Origin of the sequence: Nostoc sp. ChiVER01 (genome assembly GCF_034531155.1) — a bacterium.
Lineage (GTDB): Bacteria > Cyanobacteriota > Cyanobacteriia > Cyanobacteriales > Nostocaceae > Nostoc.
Map to the genome: position 1 here is coordinate 1 of NZ_JAVRBS010000005.1, position 22308 is coordinate 22308.

The 22308-nt window shown below is 42.0% G+C and carries 19 protein-coding genes and 1 tRNA gene; 8 read left to right on the top strand and 12 right to left on the bottom strand.

The features are described 5' to 3' along the window. Window positions 1-289: 289 nt before the first annotated feature. Window positions 290-550, bottom strand: a complete 261-nt coding sequence (locus RMY00_RS08585) for a hypothetical protein (protein ID WP_322647138.1) — start codon at window positions 548-550, stop codon at window positions 290-292. Between the two features lie 155 nt (window positions 551-705). Between RMY00_RS08585 and RMY00_RS08590 the strand changes: the two genes are divergently transcribed. The 4 genes from RMY00_RS08590 (at window position 706) to RMY00_RS08600 (ending at window position 5387) form a co-directional block, all read left to right on the top strand. Beyond that, window positions 706-4386: a HEAT repeat domain-containing protein gene (locus RMY00_RS08590; protein ID WP_322647139.1), complete on the top strand. Its 3681-nt coding sequence runs from the start codon at window positions 706-708 to the stop codon at window positions 4384-4386. Window positions 4387-4526: 140 nt separating this feature from the next. After that, window positions 4527-4841, top strand: a complete 315-nt coding sequence (locus RMY00_RS08595) for a transposase (RefSeq protein ID WP_322647140.1) — start codon at window positions 4527-4529, stop codon at window positions 4839-4841. Window positions 4842-4885: 44 nt separating this feature from the next. Next, complete coding sequence (locus RMY00_RS36120) at window positions 4886-5065, top strand: hypothetical protein (RefSeq protein ID WP_335166749.1); 180 nt, start codon at window positions 4886-4888, stop codon at window positions 5063-5065. Window positions 5066-5150: 85 nt separating this feature from the next. Beyond that, window positions 5151-5387: an IS5/IS1182 family transposase gene (locus tag RMY00_RS08600; protein WP_416212053.1), complete on the top strand. Its 237-nt coding sequence runs from the start codon at window positions 5151-5153 to the stop codon at window positions 5385-5387. Here RMY00_RS08600 and RMY00_RS08605 read toward each other — a convergent pair. Continuing rightward, window positions 5384-5536 carry a type II toxin-antitoxin system RelE/ParE family toxin gene (locus RMY00_RS08605; protein ID WP_322647379.1) on the bottom strand — a complete coding sequence of 51 codons (153 nt, stop codon included), beginning with the start codon at window positions 5534-5536 and terminating at the stop codon, window positions 5384-5386. The two genes, RMY00_RS08600 and RMY00_RS08605, sit on opposite strands and share 4 nt — an antisense overlap. A 115-nt stretch (window positions 5537-5651) precedes the next feature. Further along, on the bottom strand, window positions 5652-5930 hold the full coding sequence (locus RMY00_RS08610; RefSeq protein ID WP_322647141.1) for a hypothetical protein: 279 nt from the start codon (window positions 5928-5930) through the stop codon (window positions 5652-5654). A gap of 314 nt (window positions 5931-6244) precedes the next feature. Here RMY00_RS08610 and RMY00_RS08615 point away from each other — a divergent pair, with 314 nt between their 5' ends. Beyond that, the gene (locus tag RMY00_RS08615; protein WP_322647142.1) at window positions 6245-6883 is read left to right on the top strand and encodes a transposase; all 639 of its coding nucleotides are present in this window, start codon (window positions 6245-6247) and stop codon (window positions 6881-6883) included. Window positions 6884-6922: 39 nt separating this feature from the next. Here RMY00_RS08615 and RMY00_RS08620 read toward each other — a convergent pair whose 3' ends face one another. Further along, a complete protein-coding gene (locus tag RMY00_RS08620) occupies window positions 6923-8467 on the bottom strand; it encodes a phenylacetate--CoA ligase family protein (protein ID WP_322647143.1) in 1545 nt (514 codons plus the stop codon). 209 nt (window positions 8468-8676) lie between these two features. Between RMY00_RS08620 and RMY00_RS08625 the strand changes: the two genes are divergently transcribed. Together RMY00_RS08625 and RMY00_RS08630 are read left to right on the top strand one after the other, a co-directional pair. Further along, window positions 8677-10377, top strand: a complete 1701-nt coding sequence (locus RMY00_RS08625; protein ID WP_322647144.1) for a serine/threonine-protein kinase — start codon at window positions 8677-8679, stop codon at window positions 10375-10377. 71 nt (window positions 10378-10448) lie between these two features. Further along, window positions 10449-12611: a serine/threonine-protein kinase gene (locus RMY00_RS08630; protein ID WP_322647145.1), complete on the top strand. Its 2163-nt coding sequence runs from the start codon at window positions 10449-10451 to the stop codon at window positions 12609-12611. Window positions 12612-12696: 85 nt separating this feature from the next. Here the strand turns inward: RMY00_RS08630 and RMY00_RS08635 are convergent, their stop codons facing one another. Next, complete coding sequence (locus RMY00_RS08635; protein ID WP_322647146.1) at window positions 12697-13563, bottom strand: TauD/TfdA family dioxygenase; 867 nt, start codon at window positions 13561-13563, stop codon at window positions 12697-12699. An 833-nt stretch (window positions 13564-14396) separates the two neighbouring features. Here RMY00_RS08635 and RMY00_RS08640 point away from each other — a divergent pair. Beyond that, the gene (locus tag RMY00_RS08640; RefSeq protein WP_322647147.1) at window positions 14397-15398 is read left to right on the top strand and encodes an RNA polymerase sigma factor, RpoD/SigA family; all 1002 of its coding nucleotides are present in this window, start codon (window positions 14397-14399) and stop codon (window positions 15396-15398) included. 153 nt (window positions 15399-15551) lie between these two features. Here the strand turns inward: RMY00_RS08640 and RMY00_RS08645 are convergent, their stop codons facing one another. The 7 genes from RMY00_RS08645 to RMY00_RS08675 form a co-directional block, all read right to left on the bottom strand. Continuing rightward, window positions 15552-16190 carry a ThiF family adenylyltransferase gene (locus tag RMY00_RS08645; RefSeq protein ID WP_322647148.1) on the bottom strand — a complete coding sequence of 213 codons (639 nt, stop codon included), beginning with the start codon at window positions 16188-16190 and terminating at the stop codon, window positions 15552-15554. 5 nt (window positions 16191-16195) lie between these two features. Then, window positions 16196-17029: a hypothetical protein gene (locus RMY00_RS08650; protein WP_322647149.1), complete on the bottom strand. Its 834-nt coding sequence runs from the start codon at window positions 17027-17029 to the stop codon at window positions 16196-16198. A 588-nt stretch (window positions 17030-17617) separates the two neighbouring features. Then, window positions 17618-19051 (bottom strand): vWA domain-containing protein, encoded by a 1434-nt coding sequence (locus RMY00_RS08655; protein WP_322647150.1) that lies wholly within the window; start codon window positions 19049-19051, stop codon window positions 17618-17620. Between the two features lie 432 nt (window positions 19052-19483). Further along, window positions 19484-19554 (bottom strand) — tRNA-Ser (locus RMY00_RS08660). 32 nt (window positions 19555-19586) lie between these two features. After that, window positions 19587-20312 carry a hypothetical protein gene (locus RMY00_RS08665; RefSeq protein WP_322647151.1) on the bottom strand — a complete coding sequence of 242 codons (726 nt, stop codon included), beginning with the start codon at window positions 20310-20312 and terminating at the stop codon, window positions 19587-19589. Window positions 20313-20606: 294 nt separating this feature from the next. After that, the gene (locus RMY00_RS08670; protein ID WP_322647152.1) at window positions 20607-20807 is read right to left on the bottom strand and encodes a hypothetical protein; all 201 of its coding nucleotides are present in this window, start codon (window positions 20805-20807) and stop codon (window positions 20607-20609) included. A gap of 725 nt (window positions 20808-21532) precedes the next feature. Further along, window positions 21533-22255, bottom strand: a complete 723-nt coding sequence (locus RMY00_RS08675; protein WP_322647153.1) for a cyclase family protein — start codon at window positions 22253-22255, stop codon at window positions 21533-21535. Window positions 22256-22308 lie beyond the last annotated feature (53 nt).

Consider the following 22308-nt stretch of genomic DNA (forward strand, 5'->3'; position numbering starts at 1 on the left):
TTGTGTTCTGAACGAATGAACTTGTGTTCTGAACGAATGAACTTGTGTTCTGAACAAATGGACTTGTCCACTTAATTACTTTTTAAACCTGAAGAAGCTCACCCTTGCTAAGGCTACAGTGGTGTACACAAGTCTGAAATAGCTGATTAACCAAGGTTTTACCCCACCCTAACCCTCCCCTTGTAAAGGGGAGGGTACTAGATTTCTTTCCGGCTTCCCCCCTTTCCAAGGGGGGATTGAGGGGGGTAATTTGACTTGTGTGTACACCGAGCAAAGAGAGTTTGTGATATTATTTGTCCTCAGAATGGGGATGTCTGGGTAACAGGCTCTTTTTCTGTTTTTCTTGGAAACTGCTAGCTTGTTTCAGGACTGGAATACACTGGTTAATCATCCACATTAAAACCTCGATTGGTGAGTCTCCTTGCTGAAGGCGGTTTTCGGCATTTACGCCAATTAATATTGTTTGCAGAATAAGGAAGAAAGCGTAGGCGTAACCCGTCGTAGACATCGCTCTTTGTCTTGCACTTTTACCACGTTTTTTAGCTGACATCTAAAATTCACCTTGTTTTTGAGTTTACAAGGTCAATTATTTTTTTGGGTGTTTCCCCAGACATATCCCCCACGCAACGTCTATAATGCTTGTATCGTCAGCTTTTGCGGCTTGGGGAAGCTTGTTTGTTTGGGTAATTAAAAATTATTTGACTGATGTCAAGAAATATTCGTGCAGATGAATCAGTTTTAGAGAATGTACTTAGTCTGGTAGAAGGATTGCTGCAACTGTCGGTAGAGCAAGACTGTGAATCAAAACTTCCACTTTGCGTTGTCTGGAATGCTGAGAAGTTGCGAATTACCGGATATAAAAGCCAACAAACAAGAGGAAACAGAAGCAAAACAACTGAAGTTGGTACAAAGAAGGAATATTTACTCAACCAGATTAAAGATGCTGGCAAAACTTTAAAACTTCCCCTGCAAAAAGCAGAATCTAACGTTTCTCAGAAAGACAGAGAATTACAAGAACTTCAAATTGCACTTGACTGGCTATGGAAGTTGGGAGTGCGAGAACCGCAAAAAGCCTCGAATAATCAAGGTTATTGGAAATTTACTCTGACGCTAAAACATCAGACAGCGACGATAAAAGAGAATCTGGAGGTGGTTAAGCAGAAGTGGAAGGAACACCAAAAGACGAATTTAAAAAAAACATCCCAGGTGAAAACAACAGATAATAGCTTCGATTGGCAAGAAATCTGCGGCGCTATGCTGGAAAAGCACAAGCGTCTCACCACAAATGAGTTGCTGTTCGCTGATGATGAGATGAAATTTGAGCTAGAGGCAATTCATGTCCCTTTAGCATTAGTGGAGCGTAACAAACCGAAGAAGTGCAGCGAGGATATTTCCGCAGAACAAGGTTCACGACTTTACGAACCGAGTTATGAAGAAAAGCAGCGATTTGAACATGAGGCTTTTTTAGAGCAAATTATCCGTAATGGTGTTGGTAAAACTCAAGGACACCGCATCGCTTTAATTGGGGAACCGGGTGCGGGAAAAACTACTCAGTTGCAAACTATAGCTTTTTGGATATTAAACAACAATCTGGGTTTACCAATTTGGATTTCTTTGGCAGACTTGCAAGGAAAGAGTGTAGAAAATTATCTGTTGCAAAATTGGCTGAAGAATGCTTTAGAAGTGGTACGCGTAACAGAAGAACAGGAAAACGCTTTTGCAGATTTATTCAAGAATAATCGTGTGTGGTTGTTGTTGGATGCAGCAGATGAAATGTCTTCACTCCAACCATTAACTGATATTTCCCAGCAGTTGATGGGATGGGTGAAAAATGCGCGGGTTGTGCTGACTTGTCGGGTGAATGTTTGGGAAGCAAACGCCAACGCTTTAGAAAATTTCGAGACGTATCGGTTACTCAATTTTGAATATCCGCAACAGGTGCAAGAGTTTATTCGGCGTTGGTTTCACAACAAGAATGCAGACAAAGGGAAAAGATTATGGCAGGAATTAGATAAAGCTGAACGTCAACGCATCCAAGATTTAGTTAAAAATCCTTTGCGGTTAGCGCTGTTGTGTAGCACTTGGCAAGGTTCCGATAAAGGTTTACCGGAAACTAAAGCCGGACTTTATCAGCAGTTTGTGGAAGAGGTTTACAAGTGGAAAGAAAATCGCTTCCCTACCACCGAACAGCAGCAAGAGGAATTAAACGCAGCGTTGGGACATTTGGCGAAACGAGCAATCGATCAAGAAACCTCACGGTTTCGGCTACGACATAAGTTTGTGCGTGAGGAATTAGGTGATCCAAAACAGCAAAATTCTTTATTTTGGTTAGCGTTAAAGTTGGGATGGCTAAATGAAGTTGGACTGGCTGCGGAATCAGCAACGAAAGAGAAAGTTTACGCTTTTTACCACACCACATTTGAGGAATATTTTGCAGCGTTGGCGGTTGATGATTGGCATGAGTTTCTGAATCATGTTCCCAATAAGCCCGCGCGAGGCGTTTATCGCATTTTTGCACCGCAGTGGAAAGAGGTGATTTTGCTGTGGTTGGGACGTGAGGATGTGGGGAGGGAGGAGAAGGAAGAGTTTATTCAGGCGTTGGTGGAATTTGATGATGGGTGCGGAGAATGCAGAGCTATTGATAGAGTCAGAAGGGGGTTTTACGAGTTTCGCGCTTATTTTCTCGCTGCTGTGGGGGTTGATGAGTGGAAAAATTCTTGCAACGCAGATGCTATTGTGGCGGAAATTGTTAAATGGGGCTTTGGCGAGTTTAAGGTTGAACAAAACGAGTGGGTGGAATTTCTCGAACCAATCGAAAAGGGAGCAAGGACAGCACTACCTCAGACAAATCGCATAAAAGCGATTGATGCTTTGGTAGAGTTAATCGGCAATCCACAACTGGATGATGATACCCGAAGGCTAGTGGCAGAAAGCTTAGATAAAATTGGCTCTGGCAACCAAAAAGCGATTGATGCTTTGGTAGAGTTAATCGGCAATCCACAACTGTATTATTATACACGATGGCAAGCGGCATCTAGCTTAGGGAAAATTGACCCTGGCAACCAAAAAGCGATCGCTGCTTTGGTAGATTTAATCAGCAACCCACAACTGCATGATGATCCCCGATGGCAAGCGGCAGAAAGCTTAGTGCAAATTGGCTCTGGCAACCAAAAAGCGATCGCTGCTTTAGTGGAGTTAATTGGCAAACCACAACTGGATGATTCTACCCTATGGCTAGCGGCAGATAGCTTAGGGCAAATTGACCCAGACAACCAAAAAGCGATCGCTACTTTGGTGGAGTTAATCGGCAATCCACAACTGTATGATTGGCAAGTGGCACAAAGCTTAGTGAGAATTGGCTCTGGCAACCAAAAAGCGATCGCTGCTTTAGTGAAGTTAATTGGCAAACCACAACTGGATGATTCTACCCAAAGACAAGTGGCAGATAGCTTAGGGCAAATTGATCCAGACAACCAAAAAGCGATTGATGCTTTGGTGGAGCTAATCGGCAAACCACAACTGGGTAATTTTACCCGATCGCTAGCGGCATACATTTTAGGGCAAATTGGCTCTGGCAACCAAAAAGTAATTGATGCTTTGGTGGAGTTAATCGGCAAACCACAACTGGATGATTCTACCCGATGGCAAGCGGCATCTAGCTTAGGGAAAATTGGCTCTGGCAATCAAAAAGCAATTGATGCTTTGGTGGAATTAATCCGCAAACCACAACAAGATGATTCTACCCAAAGACAAGTAGCATCTAACTTAGGGAAAATTGGCTCTGGCAACCAAAAAGCAATTAATGCTTTGGTGGAGTTAATCAGCAAACCACAACTGGGTAATTTTACCCGATGGCAAGCGGCATCTAGCTTAGGGAAAATTGGCTCTGGCAATCAAAAAGCGATTGATGCTTTGGTGGAATTAATCCGCAAACCACAACTGCATGATTCTATCCAAAGGCAAGCGGCATATAGCTTAGGACAAATTGACCCAGGCAACCAAAAAGCAATTGATGCTTTGGTGGAATTAATCCGCAAACCACAACTGCATGATTTTACCCGATTGGAAGTGCCAAAAAGCCTAGGGAAAATTGGCTCTGGCAACCAAAAAGCGATCGCTGCTTTAATCGAGTTAATTGGCAAAACACAACTGGATGATGATACCCGCTCACTAGCGACAGAAAGCTTAGGGCAAATTATGTTAGAAGAACAGATGCCGAGTGTTATCACTGTGTTGAAGTATTACTTATCACCTGAAACTTACAAAAATGATTTTAAGCGATTTGATAAGTGCTACGAAATTATCTGGAAGTGCGCCCAAAGTATGCCCTACCCCGCTTTTTATCAAGCTTGGTATCAACAAGAGAAAGTGAAAGATGGAGAGTAAAAAAGAAAAATATTTCCTCCAACCAAAACATAAGCGAAATTGCAAACAGAATGGAAATGCGATCGCCTTTATGTTTTATAGAACCCATTTGACATCTTATAAGATTTTAGATTAAGGTACTTCTCAGCATCTACAATCCAATGTTAATGGCGTATTCCAGCAACCTCACTGATGCAGAATGGGAAATTTTTGAACCCTTATTGCAAGATATCTTACCGACTAAGAAGCAGACTAGACCGACCAACTGGACAAAGCGAGAGATATTCAATGGAATTCTTTATCAACTGAAAAATGGGTGCAATTGGCAAGACTTACCCAAGGATTTTCCGCCTTATTCCACCGTCTATTGGCACTACAAACAGTGGCGAGGGGCTGGGGTATTTGAGGAACTGATGAGTGTCTTACATGGAAAAGTGCGTGAACAGATTAAAAAAAACCGCACTGGACGACGTTGATTATCATTGACTCCCAAGCGGTGAAAAATACCTGCAATGCCAGTGTGGAGTCGAAAGGTTTTTGTTTCTACAAAGCCACCAACGGTATTAAAAGACATCTGGCTATTGACACCCTTGGGTTTCCCTTCTTTACACACTGCACTCGAGCCAATGTCTCGGATGATGCCGGATTAAAAGAGAAGTTTACTCTCAACATCGACTATTTCAAGTCAAAACAAGAGTGATATTCCTAAGAGCACCATCCTGCTAGATCATGGATATCACCCAGAATATTTGACTCAGGAGTTAGAGCGGGTTTACCCAGAGATCATGACCAAAATCCAGTTTCAACTTTCTACGAAACCTTCAAAACAAGATAAAGCAGCACAAGGAAAATCTGGATTTGTTCCGGCAATAGCCAGATGGGTGATCGAACGCTCCAATGCTTGGATGGAGCGTTGTAAAATTCTGGTTAAGAACTTTGAACGAACCCTCGCTGGTGCCACTGCCAAACTCAACCTCTGCTTCATCAGGTTAATGATTAAAAGGCTTTCAGTCCCTTCCTAAGATGTCAAATGGGTTCTATATACTTCACTGCGATGAGCGATCGCCACAACAAGTACCTGCACAACTTCATCGTTTATAGAATAAATGACTCTGTAATCCCCGATTCGGTAGCGATAGTAACCTGTATAATCTCCCTTCAGGGCTTTAATGTTGGGGTGCGATCAAGGAGTTTGTTCTAGCTGCTGCAAACATCGGGCAATTTTTTTAGCAAAAGCTCTGTCAGCATTAACATAAACTTCCTAGACATCGGGATGAAGAATAACTTCATACATCAAAGCGAAGAGTTCTCCAAGCGGTGTATTGGGCTTTAGGCGTTACTGATGAGTGCTTAACTCGCTCTAACAATCCAGGAATTGCCAAAAGTTCTTGGGTTGCAGCTTCGCTTTCAGCATTTGCCAAATAAGCAGCAAAATCAGTTAGCACCTGTAATCGTTCTGGAGATAGTTGCTGGAGTAAGTCATTAAGCTGTTGCTGTAACTCTGCGACAGAAATCAAATCTGCTGATGACCCATCATCCATCGGAGAATTATCGGTAGTATTCATTGCCTACTTCAGAATTTTAAGGTTTAGTTTTTATTATGCATCAAATCTTCCAGGTGCTTTGGTTATCTTAGGAGAAACTGTGGCAGAGGCGATCGCAGCTAATCAAACAGATATTGTGAACAGAATGGGAATGCGTAGGCGTAGCCCGCCGCAGGCATCGTTTTTTTATCCCCCCTTGTAGAGGCGCGATTCATCGCGTCTTCTTCCTTCCCGTCATTTACACAGCGCCAATAATTCCGAGTTTTTTGGGTTGGCAATTACATCAATGCAAAGCAATAATTGCATAAATTTTTGTATTAATCAAAGATGTAATCATGAATCATTTCGATCCTCAACCAAAAAACAACAAACCCAAATACAAAGGTAAATATCGAATTGATTCAACCCGTTTACCAGCATGGAGTTATGCTAGCAATGCTGGATATTTCGTTACTATTTGCACCGACGGGAAAAAATGCTTTTTTGGTGAGGTTGTGCAGGGTGAAATGCAGTTATCACCCATTGGAGAAATTGCTCATAAATTGTGGTACGAAATTCCTGAGCATTTTTCTAATTGTCAGATAGATTCGTTTTGCGTCATGCCTAATCATATTCATGGGATTTTGGTTATTAATCAAATACGAGAAGGAGACGCGATGAATCCACGAACACTGGAAGAAGACGCGATGAATCGCGTCTCTACAAGTCAACGGGGGGATGGGGAACGGGGTGGGGTTACTGGGTTATTTAATCCGATGTTGTCTAAAAATTCTCTTTCTAAAATTATTAGGTGGTACAAAGGACGATGTACATTTGAAATTAATCAAATTTATGAAGGTTTTGGATGGCAAGGAAGGTTTCATGACAACATAATTCGTAATGAATTCGCCCGCGATCGCATTAGACAATATATTATCAATAACCCAATCAATTGGGAACGCGATTACGAACAACCACCCCATTCCCCCTTGTAGAGACGCGATTCATCGCGTCTTCTTGTGTTTGATTCATCGTTATTGACGCGTATAACGATGTTTCACCCCAATAGGAAAATATTCAAAATCACCCATTGGTGCTAACGTAATCTGTGGTGTTTGATATTCTGCGGGAACATAATTAGCAAACTCGCTATTTAAACGTAGCAGTTGTGAAAGAATAGAAGATGCGATCGCTTTTCTTCGCTCTTCACTACCCTCTACCCCTGCTCCTAATTCCACAACCACAGATAAAAATCGATTCTTATCTGCATCTTCCTTCACCTGCAACACAAATTTACCCGTCACCCATTCTTGAATTCCTGGTTGTTCTAATCCCACCGTCACATTTTCAGGATAGATATTTGCGCCAAAGTAAGAAACTGTAAAGTTAGAACGCCCGAAGACATAAACAAAAGGTAGCTGATGAATACCTCTAGGTGAGTGGGTAGAGACGCGATTAATCGCGTCTGTATGGAGTGGGGAGTTTTCTAACGCTGCAACAGGGTTAAATCCCCATTCTGCTAAAAATTGCAGCATGGCATCATAACTAATTATCCCGCCAGTATCCAAGATGTCATAACGGACTAAGGGAATACCGTTATCTCCCGAAAACAGCAATCCGCCATCTTGAACTTCAAAAAAGCGATTGCAAGGATCATACTGTACCAGCGTGGGTAAACGTGATTCCCCAAATAAAGCTCTAGCAGCATTAGGATTTTCTGCCAAAAAACGGCGAATGCAGATACTTAACGGTGTTTCATTACCCAAAACTCCTGCATCCGCAGTGCCGTAAAGTGATGCAAAATCATAACAAGGATTTTGTGAACCAACTCTTTCACCAACTAAACTCCGCCATTCTTCACTAAATACTTCTCCTGCCATAACTAACTTAATCTGATATTGCTGCCACTCCACACCAGAAGCGATACCAGTATCAATCACATCTTTTAAAAATGGCGGGTATCCCAATAACACCACTTGTTCAAATGCTGAACCTAATTCTTGAACAACTCGCAAGATTTCTTCTTTGTTGTTACCAGGAGTAATTACAGTGATGGGATAACCTTTGCTAGCAAGATAACGACAGCAATTAGTAGTAAACATTCCACCTACCCAAGTGCCTAAAGTGAAACAAATCACTGCTAGGGTACGTCTGGTATCTGTATAGAAACTATCGTGAAAAATTTGTTCAAAGCGTGTGGCGATTTGGAGTTCATCTGTGAAAAAACGAGGCCAAAATGTCGGTTTACCACTAGAACCGGAAGATGCAGCTATCATGTCGCATCCTTGGAGTTGTCCGTTGCGGCACAAGTCAGCTAAAGGATAACGCAGTATATAATTTTGTTTAGCGATCGCTGGTAGTTTTTGAAACTCCTCTAAAGTTTGAATAGTCGCGGGATTAATTTCCCTCTCTGCTAAAAAAGCCTTGTAGGCAGGTACATTAGCCGCGACATCGTGAAAAAAACTCAGAGCTGCGGAAGTTTGAGTGTTGAGATGCCGTTGCAGTATCGTTTCTAGGGGGGTAGACAGAAAATCTTCAAATGCTTTAATTACTTGCTGCTGTCTTGATTTCTGGTTCATGACGCTTGTTGTTTATCCTGAAGTAGAACCAACACCGTTACTTGCTGCCAGTATTTTAGCTGTTATCTAATACCCCCAAAACCCCAATTATTCTTAGCAACACGGATTTAATATAGGAATACTCAGCCCCTAATATTTCCTAAAATATCCGAAAATGAGATCATGCACTTGTAGTCATTCAATAAAACCTTCATTTATCCTTGGGCACCATGCAGCTCTATTGCAGTAAACAACACACAAATAATGGTAGTAACCGCTTTTGTACCCATTGTGGTGAACCATTACCTCTTGCTGTGGGACAGATGGTGAATAATCGCTATCAAATTATCCGTCAATTAGGGCAGGGTGGCTTTGGACGCACTTATTTAGCGGAGGATAGAACTAAATCCCATCAAACCTGTGTGCTGAAGGAATTTGCACCCCAAGTAGAAGAAAAGCAAGATTTACAAAAAGCTAAAGAGTTATTTGAACGAGAAGCAAACGTTCTGAAAACACTCCAGCATCCACAGATACCGCGTTTTCACGCCTCGCTACAAGTGAAGATAGGCACTAAAGATTTTTTCTTTTTAGTGCAAGATTATGTGGATGGTGATAATTATTACCAATTATCAGAACAGCGTGAAACTCAAGGAAAAACTTTTAGTGAAGAAGAAATAATCACCCTACTGCAACAGATTTTACCTGTGTTATCCTACATTCACTCACGAGATGTAGTTCACCGTGATATCTCTCCTGATAATTTGATTTGGCGGCGTTCTGATAATCTGCCAGTGCTGATTGATTTTGGTGGTGTTAAGCAATTGCCAGCTTCTCAAGGTTTTTGGCGCACCAAGTTAGTTGGAAATAACACTTTGCTGGGTAAAAAGGGTTACGCCCCAGAAGAACAACTACGCCAGGGAAAAGCATTTTTTAGTAGTGATTTCTACTCTTTAGCGGTGACATCACTGGTGTTGCTCACAGGAAAAGAGCCACAAAAATTATACGACAGCTACCAGGGAATTTGGGGATGGGGAAAGGAAATCCGAGTTAGTCCGCAACTGGAAGCAGTGTTAAAAAAGATGCTGGCTTATAAACCAAGCGATCGCTATCAAAGAGCCGAGCAAATCCTCAAAGATTTACCATCGCCAACTGCGACTAAATCCACAGGTAATTATATTACTACCAAGATTAAAACGATGGTAGTTGCTCCAGGAAGACAACGCGCCAGTGCTGTTATGAGTAGATTCCAGAACAAAACGCAAGCAATAGCGAAACCCATATCTTGGCCTGTTTGGATTCGCCCTTTTGTGATGAGTTTAGGGGGAACAGCTTTAATTGTTTTAACTGGTGCAGGTACTTTGGCGGTGGTAAATGCAGTCATTAGAAGCGTAACTTCTATTACTATCCCATCAATCTCATTACCGCAAATTCCACAGCTTCCAAATCCAATCGGTAAACCAGTCAGCGACAAAGGAAAAAATCGCAATCTTCAGGAAATTATCAGTCGTCGTCAACAGCTAAAAATTACTGAAGGATTTTTTACTCCCTTTGTAGATGATTTATTTTATACAAAAAAACCAGAATTAAAGGGACGTAGCCTCACATCTAAATCTGAAGATGCTGGTTTACGAGATGAATGGTATGGTATTGCTGACGATTTATTGGATAAACTAGAACAGGCTGACCTCAGTACAGCAGCTCGTCAAAAATTGGGTAAATATAGTCAAAAAGATTATGTAACATGGAGACGGCAAGCGCGATCGGGGCAGTTTGGGAATTATACAATTGATCAGCTGACCAAAGATACAAATGAAAAATTTGATCGGTTGTTTCCCGATCAAGAACGTGGGAAACTCAATCAACAAACTTTTGGTCAAGTTTGGTATGCGATCGCAGCCGATCAAGTCAGTAAAGTACAATCTGGCAAGTAAAGGGATTGGGAACTGGGAACTAGGGACTAGAGACTGGGGAAGAATAACTAATAACAAATGACAAATAACAAATGACTAAAATATATTGTTCTCAAGGACATGAAAATTCCCCAGGTAGTCGCTTCTGTCTCCAGTGTGGTGAAAAGTTGTTGGATACACCCATAAGTTATAGTATCCAACCGGGACTAACTTTAGGCGATCGCTATGTGATTGTGCGTCAAATTGGCCAAGGTGGTTTCGGACGCACTTATTTAGCTGAAGATGTCAATCGTTTCCGCGAACTTTGTGTTTTAAAAGAATTTTCCCCCCAAGTTCAAACCGCCTACGTTGTCCAAAAAGCTGAAGAACTGTTTGAGAGAGAAGCGAGTGTTCTCTATAAACTGCAACATCCCCAAATTCCCCGCTTCCGGGAACTGCTTCGGATGAACTTAGGGGGGAAAGAATATCTGTTTTTGGTGCAAGATTACGTAGAAGGGGAAACTTACAACTCGTTGTTAAATGCCCGACTACAACAGGGTTTGCGCTTTACAGAAGTAGAAGTACGGCAATTGTTGCTTTCAATTTTGCCAGTGTTAGAGTATATCCACTCTATAGGCGTTATTCATCGAGATATATCTCCAGATAACTTAATGCTTCGCACTGTTGACAAATTGCCAATGTTAATTGATTTTGGCGGTGTCAAACAAGTAGTAGCAACTGTTGCTTCCCAATATTATCAACCCGGCGTAGTTGCATCTTCCCCATCACCAACCCTATTGGGTAAGGTAGGATTTGCACCCCCAGAACAGATGCAAACTGGGTTAGTCTCTCCCCACAGCGACTTGTATGCAATGGCTGCAACAATGTTGGTTTTACTGACAGGTAAACAACCCCAAGAATTAATTGATACCTACAATCTGACCTGGCAGTGGCGACGGGAAGTAAGCCTGAGTCCGATTTTGGGACAGGTATTAGATAAAATGTTATCTGCCAGACCAAGCGATCGCTATCAATCAGCCAGTCAAGTACTCCAAGCCCTTAACCCGCCCCCAGCTAACTTTCCCCCAACTCAATACCCTACCCCACCACAACCCACAGCCGCCACCGTCGCCGTCTCTCCACCTCCCCCATCCCCCACTCTGCGGGAAGCTGAAGCTACATACCCCTCATCTCCCCCATCCCCTCAACCCACAAGCTGGTGGACACCAACAAAAACCTTCCTAGTAGCGGCGATAGTAGCCGGTACTGTTGGATTACTTTGGTGGGGACTGAATAGTAACCGTGATATAGCGGACAAACCTAATCCTACAGCCAGCCCAACCCCAACCAGTGAGCAACCAACCGATCCTTTAGCGCAGTATTCACCAGCCGAACGGCAGCGTAAAGAACAATTAAGCGATCGCCGTCAACAGTTGGGTATTAACTCTAACTTTTACGTAAACTTGGTGAATGAAGTTTTTTGGGATAGAAATCCTAGTTTACGAGGACGCACTCTCAGCGATGGCCCTGAAGATGCAGATTTACGGGCAGAATGGGATAAAACAGCTTCAGAATTGTTGGAAAAATTAGCGCCACTGAGTTCTAATGCACGCCGACAACTGGGAACTTATACAAGTGCTGAACGCGATCGCTGGAAAGTGGAAGTAAACAAAATCAACGTTGGCAGTCGTTCTTTGTATGATTTAGGAGATGCAGCTTTTTTCAATGTATTCTCTGAACAGCGTGGTAAAGATTTTCGAGATCAGCCCATTGGACAAGTTTGGTACGGTTTTGTTAGCGATCAACTCAGTGCTATCCTCGCCGGTAGCGCCTTCCAGAAACTTGTCTTTGATCCGGGCGCTATCAGCAAAACAGTTAGTGGTACTCTTCAACCTGGTAGTGGTAAAGTATTCATCGCTGGACTTGCTAAAGAGCAATCTTTGGGATTGAAGCTACAAGCAAATTCCCAAGTTTTGTTATCAGTCTATTCACCCTCTGGCAAAATCAAATTTTTAGAAGATTCTAAAGAGCGAAGTTTGTCAACTAAATTACCAGAAAACGGATTTTACGAGTTTGTCGTGGTTTCCACAGCATCGAAACCAATAGATTATCAACTCAGCATTACAGCAGAAAATCCCACCCCTCCTCCATCGCCAACACCAACGTCCACAGAAACACCCACCTCAACGCCAACTCCTACACCAACTCCTACACCAACTCCCACAGAAACCCCCACTCCTACATCGACACCAACACCAGAGACAGCACCTCAATAAACCGCGTTGCATAATTGCAGGATAATTTAGTAACTTCCAAAATTCCTCCCCTGCCTCCCCTGCTCCCCTGCCCCCCTGCCTCAAATTATTCCTTGTCCACAACTCCTAAACGCAACGCAATTCGTTTGTATTTCATTGCATCATAAGGTGTACCTCTGTGCATCACCTGGGAGTTGTCCCAAAAAATAATATCTCCTGGTTGCCAAACATGGGAGTAGATTGGTGTACAGTCTAGAACAGTCGTAAACAAATCCTGCCAGAAACGTTTTGCTTCCTCTGGTCTATCTTCCATACCCACTGCGATCGCAGTGTCCGAACCTAGATATAATCCCTTTTTACCAGTGACTTTGTGAGTAGACACAATCGGATGCACTTTTCTTGGTACATCCTCTACATTGCTACTTTTAGAAAACATTGGTGGTGAGTGATACATCGACATCTGCTCTAACTGCTGCTGATGTTGGTGATCTAGGTTATTATAAGCCTCTATCATGTCGAGAAACTCTGTAGTATGGGGCTGCCCATTTACACCTTCTGGAGGCACTTCCACACCATAAAGCATTACAACATATAGTGCATTCATATCCAATCCCTCTGTGCTGGGGACACCATCTTTATCATGATGCCATTCCCAAGCGAACTTCCCTACAGGTGTTTCAGTAAGTCCCTTGGGATTACCCAATATATACACACCCTGGCTTTGCAAGTCTGGGCTAATATCGGGATCTAATGTTTTGGTTTTGGAATAGCCAAACATGAAGTCACCAAAGGTTTTACTAGAAAATTCTTTCAACTGCTTTGCGGTGATGTCTTGCTGTCTAACTACCACAACGCCGTGTTTCCAAAGTGATTCCTTTAATTCACGCGACTCTAGATTTGTGAGGTTGCTAAGATTACAACCCCGTAGGACTTCAACTCCGAGCCTTGATTGGTGTTTAGTTATTGGAGTCATTGTTATGCAATTATTTTTGGAGCAAACTATATTAACAATTAGTTAGTGTAAATAAAAAATTTGTCTAAATAGACTTTTGATCATTGAGAATTGTTTCAACAGTTTATGTAGGTATGCAACAGCTAATTTTTTCAACCCAAATAACTACCCAAAAGAGGTTGCAGACAATGCTGTGCGTCAAAAGGTAGAACTTTTATTGAATGGCTACTTACAGTAGAACTATAAAATAAAACAGGCTTTATACCTAATTTTGAGACTTAGGTTGTATGTAAAACTAATATTTGATTTCTGAAGAAGCTCTGTACAGATCGAAAAACCTAATTTCTTATTTCCTACTCCCTACTCCCCACTCCCCGCCCACGTAGATAATTTCAAAAATCAAATACGATTCCTATACTTCACTAAATTGAAATCCTCTGGAATTTGGATAGACATAACTTTTTCAATTTTTTGACAAGCTCCTGTCACATCAAGCTATTAACTTAAAAAAGATTAGCTTTGGCAAAAATAATTATACATGACAACAACCAGAAAAATCTAGACTAATTCTTGAGTTTGACCTTTTAAAGTCAAGCTAACAAAAGATTCTAGTCAAATTAACCTTAGCAACTTAATTATCAAAATTAAGAATTGCATTCTAATTTCATTTTTGAATTTTACACTAATCCTCTCGGATTGAAATTTATACCAATTCTCCAACTTGCTGGATCTAAATTTTTCAATTGCTCTCTTCGTAGCGGGACGTCCACTGTTAGTGTCTCCAAGAGTTGCCCATTGCAAATTGGTATTATTTTCCTCTAAAGCAACAAGTACTTCTGAAGGTTCAAATAACTATGAATATTCTATCTACCCAGTCTCTAGAAAGAAGTTATAAAAATCAAAAATATTTATCTACTGCTGATTCAGTGCGTACTTATCTGCGCGAGATTGGACGTATACCTTTATTAACTCATGAGCAAGAGATTAATTTGGCCAAGCAAGTTCAACAAATGATGGCTTTACTTGCTGCCAAAGAAAAATTAGCTATTCAATTAAAACGCCAACCGACACAGCAAGAATGGGTTGAAAATATAAATATCGGTGAGAAATCACTGCTGCAACAGCTACATCAGGGACATGAAGCCAAGCATATAATGATTCAGGCTAACCTGCGACTTGTAGTATCTATTGCTAAGAAGTATCAAAGACGTAACTTAGATTTTCTTGATTTAATTCAAGAAGGAAGTTTAGGTTTAGAGCGAGGAATTGAAAAATTTGACCCTACTAAAGGGTACAAGTTTTCAACCTATGGCTATTGGTGGATTCGTCAGGCAATTACACGGGCGATCGCCGAACAAGGACGTACTATCCGCTTACCTATTCATGTTACAGAAAAACTGAACAAAATCAAGCGTATTCAACGTGAACTAACTCAAAAATTAGGTCGTACTCCTACAGTAGTTGATATCGCTGATGAACTATCTTTAGAACCTAAAGAAATTCGACATTATTTACTTTTAGCACGTCAACCTGTCTCTCTAGAATTGCGAGTTGGCTCAGAAAAAGATATAGAATTACAAGATATGTTGGAGGATGATGGACTCTCGCCAGAATTATACGCTGACCAAAAGTTTCTCCAACAAAATATTCAAAATTTGTTATCAAAATTAACTCCCCAGCAACGGGAAATATTAATTTTACGTTTTGGTTTAACAGATGGAAATGAACTTTCTTTAGTGGAAATTGGTCAACGCATAGGTATTAGTCGAGAACGAGTGCGACAAATAGAGCAACAAGCTTTGAGTACTCTACGAAGACATAAGGATAAGATACACAGCTATAGGAATCGTATTTGATTTTTGAAATTATCTACGTGGGCGAAAAGTAGGGAGTAAGGAATTAGGCTTAGTTCTTGCTGGGAGGAAGGAGAAAGAGGCTTTTCTGATTTTTGCACATATGGGGTAATCATAAGTGATTAACCGGATTTGATATAAGAGCGTCTACGCAATCTACAAAAACAGAGATTGAACAGTCAAATCCTTCTGAGTAATGGTGAAGTTAGGCTGTTCTGCTGTGGCAATGAATGAAACGATCGCTTCACACGCCACAGCTACGGTTAACATTACTAGGTTTCGTGTCAGGGGATAATCACAGACATCATCATTAACCTCTAAAGGAACGCGATAAACATCATTCCAAATCACTTCTGCATAATCAGCCGATAGCCCAGCATGAAGACAAGGAATGCTTAATTGTTCAGCATAATCTTTCACTGCTTGACGTGCCACACTATTATCAAAGACATCAACAATTAGCTGACTATTTTTGAGTAATTGAGTTGTATTTGCTGATGTCAACTCAAGAGTTCTAGCATCAATTTTAGTACCAATTGCTCGATATAAATTGTTAGCCAAAATTTTCGCTTTGAAGGCTCCAACATCAGAACGGTAATAAGGCTGAGTCGAAAGGTTACGCTCCTCAATGCGATCGCGATCAATCACTGTAAGTTTATCAAAACCAGACCGAGCTAAGTTTTCCGCAATGTTAGCTCCTAATGCTCCAGCGCCACAAATGGTTACAGGATAATTTTTTAGCTTTGCCATCACTGCATTGCTGCGGTAAAGCTGTTCGTGAAAAAACATGTTCATTGTCCTCACCACTCTTGTTGTTCCATCACACCTACTAAAGATTGCAAGTCAAAATCGCGATCGCGTCCACTCAGACAAATGCCAGAACTGACAACAGTCAAGTCAGCTTTAGCGATCGCACTGGTATGGCGAACACCATCAGCAGTTGTCCAATCGACTGTCCAATAATCGCCGCGATCGTGGAATTGATTTAATTCACCGCCACCCATCCGCAATGCCTTTTTCAGTCGCTTTTCATCCTGTTGGGGTTGAGTAAAGCCCTCAATGCGCCGCGTTGCTAATTCATACACCGTGCGGATTTCTGGAGTAATGCCCTTAAACTGTAATTCCTCAGCAGGAATGAGTTGCTTGACGGCAGATTGCAGAGTTTCAACAATTGCCGGATCGGTACGGCGATCAACTTCCTCGAACCAGCAAGACTGTCCATTCCAACGGGCAATAATTTGCTCAAAGGTAACGCCCTCGGTAACTAGGTGGACTGCGATCGGCTTAACTACCTTCAACCGTTGACGCATATCTGCTTCATTCACAGGGTATGCTAACCAAGTTTGTTTTTGCAGTTGATATGCTAACCGCAGTCGCATTTGGGGAAAGTGTTGCAGGTATTCCGCAATCTGGGGTAAGTCTGCTTCTTCTACAAGCATTGCTGTTTTCTCATCCAAAACTTGAAAGATACCCCAACCTTGAAATTTACTAGGCTTTGGACTGAAGGTGTAGATCATCCCAGCTACCCGTGTGCGAACTCGTCCACCTTTGACACAGGGTGCAAGGAATTGGGTAGCAGACAATTGTGCTTGTGCGATCGCAATTTGGTTAATTAGCTTAAATATGTTAGTCATAACTAACTACCAATTTTTTTAAACAAGGTTACAGTTGCAACCCTATAAAATCTGATCTTCTTAATTACGAATTACGAATTACGAATTACGAATTAATAAAATTCTGCGTGCAAGTTTGTGGAGCATTATTGCGTGTTCTCAGTTACTAGAGGGACTCCACTGGTGAGTTGTTACACACTCTTTCAAGGATGGCTACTTTTAAGCCTACCTCCCAGGTTCTTTGTACTCCCCGTTCACACACGCCCACTGTATTTGACAGTGTTACTTTTCCTCTCGTACTAGTATGTAGGCTCCAAGAGTTAGGGCACGCAGGATATTAATATAATACAATATACTACATAAAATTGGAAGAGATGAAAAGAGGGATTTTGGAGTAGAGCGATCGCTGTTAATTTATACGCATTTTTCATGTCACTCATTAGTATTACCTCATTGGGTTGAGCGATCAAATTATTTCTTTTTCGATGTGGCTCTTGTTTGCGATCAGAAAATTTGTTAAATCAACCGTTTTCACGTAAGTAGGACAAGGCATGAAGTGAGATAATATCAGGATGCGTTAGAAGTAAGTATGACGCACCCCGATACACTCTACTTATCATCTCGCACAGGCAACGGCATATCCAAAATCTCCATCAGCAAATCTAGACGAGAGGGGCGTGTCAGGAGTGGGACAAGGTTCGGCAAACTGTAGTAGTCACCCGCAAAAGTGAACGTATCTACAGGTGCTTGCTGCTGCTTCAATTGACTCTCCACCCAGTTGTAATGACCACCCACACGGACAATCACCACATTGGGCATTATCGCCAACTCCCGGCAGTAATTCTTGTAGACTTCACTGAAGTAAGGAGCCGCATTTTCGCCCTCATCCGTCACTATGATAATCTGGTCAACTACCTGCTTCTTCTTCCGCATTGCTTCCAATGCACAGCCGATGCTAGTACCACCGCCTGCATTGATATGCTGGAAAGCACGCTCCCAGTCGCTCAATTCCTTGCCCTTTGCTGTAACAGCGTAAGGAATAGTGTCGAAGGCGTAGACAAAGAGTTCTGCCTGAGTGATACCAGAGATTAAAGCAGCGAGTTGCTTACCGATCGCGATCGCATTTTCCATTGAACCAGACTTATCCACCAATAAAGCAGTTGGACGAGCGATCGCACCGCGCCGTTTCACCTGCTCATTTGTCACTTTTTCCAGTCGAGCAACGGTGTCTGCGTCAAAATCTGCTGCGTCTGTTGCAATCTGTGCTTTGAATGCTGAGACACGCCCACTTTTAGACGCTGATTCCAGCTTGGAATCAATCAGCTTTTTAACTTCTGGGTGATCCATTGCGCCTCTAGTCTGGAGAGATTTGAGGTTGTTGATCGCTTCTTGTGGAGACATGCTATTGATCAACGCCACCAATACAACTGGTGTAAGTTGCTTGATTGCACCAATTGCGATCGTGTATGGAATTTTGAACTCCACAATTAGCCGTGCCTGTTCTGCGGCATTTTCAGCCTTCGCAAGCTGCTTCAGCACATTTGCTAAGGAACCCTCTGGAGGAGTATCGCCAAACAGAATCGCATTTGCCCGCTCATTTGGCTTGATGTGCAGTGAAGCATATAAGTGCTTCATAGCCTTACGACCTCGCAAAGCGGCGCGATCAAACAGAGCCGGATTGCTCTCCCGTGTCTTCAAGTAACGCCGTACCGCAGTCCGAGCCGAACGGGGTAGCTTGTTTTGCTGCTGCTTCATGAAGTCCACTACACGAGCTACTTGATAGGGTGGAAACTCTTGTAGCATCATAAATCCAGCATCGCGGTGTTCGATTAAATTGCTAGTTAACAAGTAAGCAAGAAACACTTCTTTGTGGTCGCGGACATCACCATGATGCTGATACCAAACTGCCAAATGTCCGTAAAAGATGGGATCGAGTTCAACAATTAACTGATGAATTTCTGTGACTTGCTCAAGTTTGCGGTGAGGAGTTGTCAGCAAACTGTTGAGCATTTCCAAACGCAAGTCACGTTCTGCGGTATTCATTATGAACCTCCTTTAAAAATTTTGGATTTTGGATTTTGGATTTTAGATTGCAATCCAAAATCCGAAATTGAAGGAGGCAGATGTTGCACGCGAGGCGATATCACCGCGCAAGTTGTAGAAGCTATTGTGTATAACTTGTGCAGAGTTATGTAAGCTTCTGCGATCGGGGCGCGGCAACAACTGCCAAGTAAAAGGGACTGGGGATTAGGAACTGGGTAATGAGCTGATTAGTAAGTGAAATTCTCTGTCTTTTCTCTTCACCTTCGCGTCCTTCTCTGACGAGACGCTGCGCGAAGCGTTCTTTGCGGTTCGTTTGAAAAACTAGTTTTCGCAACTCAAAAGTACTAGAACTTACGCAAAAAGACACTGAAAGCAAAGAGAAATTATCATCAAATTAAAATCACCTCGTGCAAGTCGAAAAAGCTGTTGATTCACACACGGGATTTGAACCCGTAGTTGCTTGATCTCAAATCAAGTGCCTATTCCAATTAGGCTAGTATGTAAGCTTCTCCAGTTAGGGCACGAAGTGAAAATTTTAGTTTTGAGAAAGTTGATTTAAAATAAATCGAATTTCTTTCTTGTTACACTGCTGTTTCCTAACAGCATAAATCATTCGACCTCTATACATTGCAGCAGAACGATGAATTATCCCTTTGACAACATCCGTCACATAATCAGTTGGTGGCGGTGGAAAATTTTCAAAGGTAATTAAATACCAAATCTCGTTTAGCTTCTGGTATTGATGATAATTGTCAATGATGACAATATCAGTTTGTTCCTGCTTTAGCTTCTGCTTTCGAGGTACTTTCTCGGCTGCACAAAGAATTCCGGTTTCAGGATGGATATAGAAGCGATCGCGATGGTTTGCATCTAGCCGAATTCGATACCCTCGATAAGGCTTGCTGTAAAAACCACCATCAATTATTTCTACATACCGTTCAACGTAGTCCCACACATGATCGATAACATGCTGTCCGGCCATTGTGCTGGGATCTAATCGTTGACACAGTTGGCTGTAAACGTCATTCCAAGGCTGTCCGACATTTGAGCGCAAAAACCGACGCAGAGGGCCGAGATGGTCTGAAAGATACTTAGATTTATTTATTGGTTTAATCAGGTAGGGATTCAACAATCCATCCTGAATTGCATCCTGGGTGATTTTGTATAATTGCTTCTTAAAGCCAGTCACCTTTTTAAGGCTAATTCTCCTCCCACCACGAGGACGCTCAATCACAATCTCGCTCAAACGATGTTCGCTCATGTCTCACGTTGTTTAAATGCAGTTGTTCTAATTGAGTTGTTATTAAACATGAGTTAGCTAACATCATTGAACTCACCTCTGGATTGAGTAAAGGTTATAGATAAATACGATTTAAATAATTTAAATTCCGCACAAGTTAGCAAAGCAGTTTTCACAATTGCCTATACCAATTTGGCTACGCTTCCATGAATGGAAGCGGCAGGAATCGAACCTGCATTCCGTTGCCGGAGTGTGTGTAGGCTTTACAAGTTAGGGCGCGGAATTAAATCTTAAATTACCGGATTACTCGGAAATTTAACCATAGACAGCTTCAGGGCGGACGATCAAATCGCCACTAGGACGGCGATCAATTACGTAAGCAGAAAGGCGATCGCTATTCACATCTAAATGCCGAGCAACGCGCTCTTTCACTGCCACATCATTCATCCCTGCTGCAATTCCCAATTGTGTTTTTGGGACATCAATAGAACGTCCTTCAAATCGAATATGAACCATTGCAATCACCTCTTCTTTTAATTACGAATTGATATTAGTGGATCTGATCGGGATTGAACCGATACCCTCCCTGTGAGAGTTACACTCACACCTCGTGCGAGTCGAAAAAGCTGTGGTGTCACACGCAGGAATCGCACCTGCAACTTATCGTTCTAGAGACGATTGCTCTACTATTGAGCTAGTATGTAAGCTTTTTCTGTTAGGGCACAAGTGACATCCGGGATCTCTACCGTTAGAGCTACAGACCCAAGGAAAGCATAATTGCGATGCTCTAATTGAGGTTATTGCAACCTTCAATAGATTGTTAAACTAATCCCTAAAAACTAGCATCTATGCAATTGTCAAGGTTCCGAGAGGTTTTAGTTTTGCCTTTTGAGGAAGCTTTTTTCTTGATATTACATTTGTAATACATAAATTACATGGTGTCAAGGGGATACTACAAATTTTGTATTCCGATGCGTGTCATTTAGATTTTCTTGTTGCGAAAGTTCCTATTAATAAGGGTTTTACGATTTCGCTGTAATAATACAAATACGTTGGTAAGGGCATGGCTACAAATTATTCTTTGCTGAAAGTGACACAAATTTTTGTGAAACTGAGCGATCGCGCAGCGTGTTGTAAGACTTGCGAAAGTTTTGCAGTCGGGATGTCAATATTGCGTGTAATTAACTGCGGTGAGCTATCTGAGCGCGTTGTAAACTCCAGAAAAAATATCGATATAAAAATTAAGGCACGAACGCCAACACCCCTACAGGAGAACCAGAACCACCACGCAACCTGAGAATGCCGATCGCTAGAGTAGTACCTTTCGGTGGCAATTGATCCAAGTTAGTGAGATTCTCCAATACAATGCGCGGTTTCTCCAACACCAAGTGGTTAATAGCAAAACTGTTATCCTGTCCGGGGTCTACACCATGAGTATCAATTCCTACCCCTGCTATTTGCCGTTCATCCAATAATAATTGAGTCGCATCGCTGCCAAAGCCTGGAAAATGGGCAATTCCTTGAGAATCATGATTTAGGAATGCACTTTTATCAAACCACTTTTTTTGCCAACCAGTATTCAGTATAACTACGCAACCAGGATAAATTTCACCGTATTCTTCTTCCCAAGCCAGAACATCAGCAATAGTCAAGGCATAATCAGGATTAACTGCTGTGGCTTGGCGAATATCTATGACCACCGCAGGTACAACCAAAGACTGGGCGGGATATTGGTCAATTCCCACAGCATAACTATGAAAACTGTTAGGGGCGTTGATATGAGTAGCGCTATGTTCCCCCAAGGAAAAACGTCGCAGGTAATAGCTATCATTATTCAGTTCAGCCACAGTTTCAAATTCTACTGGAGGGTCGCCAGACCATTGGGGAATATCTATATCAATTACATGACTTAGGTGGATAACGCGTGTGTAGGTGATACTATTTTGACTTTGGGGTTGTATCATAATTTTTCTTCCCCCTGCTTGTCTTCCCGAACTACCTCAAGAGCCTGCCTGAA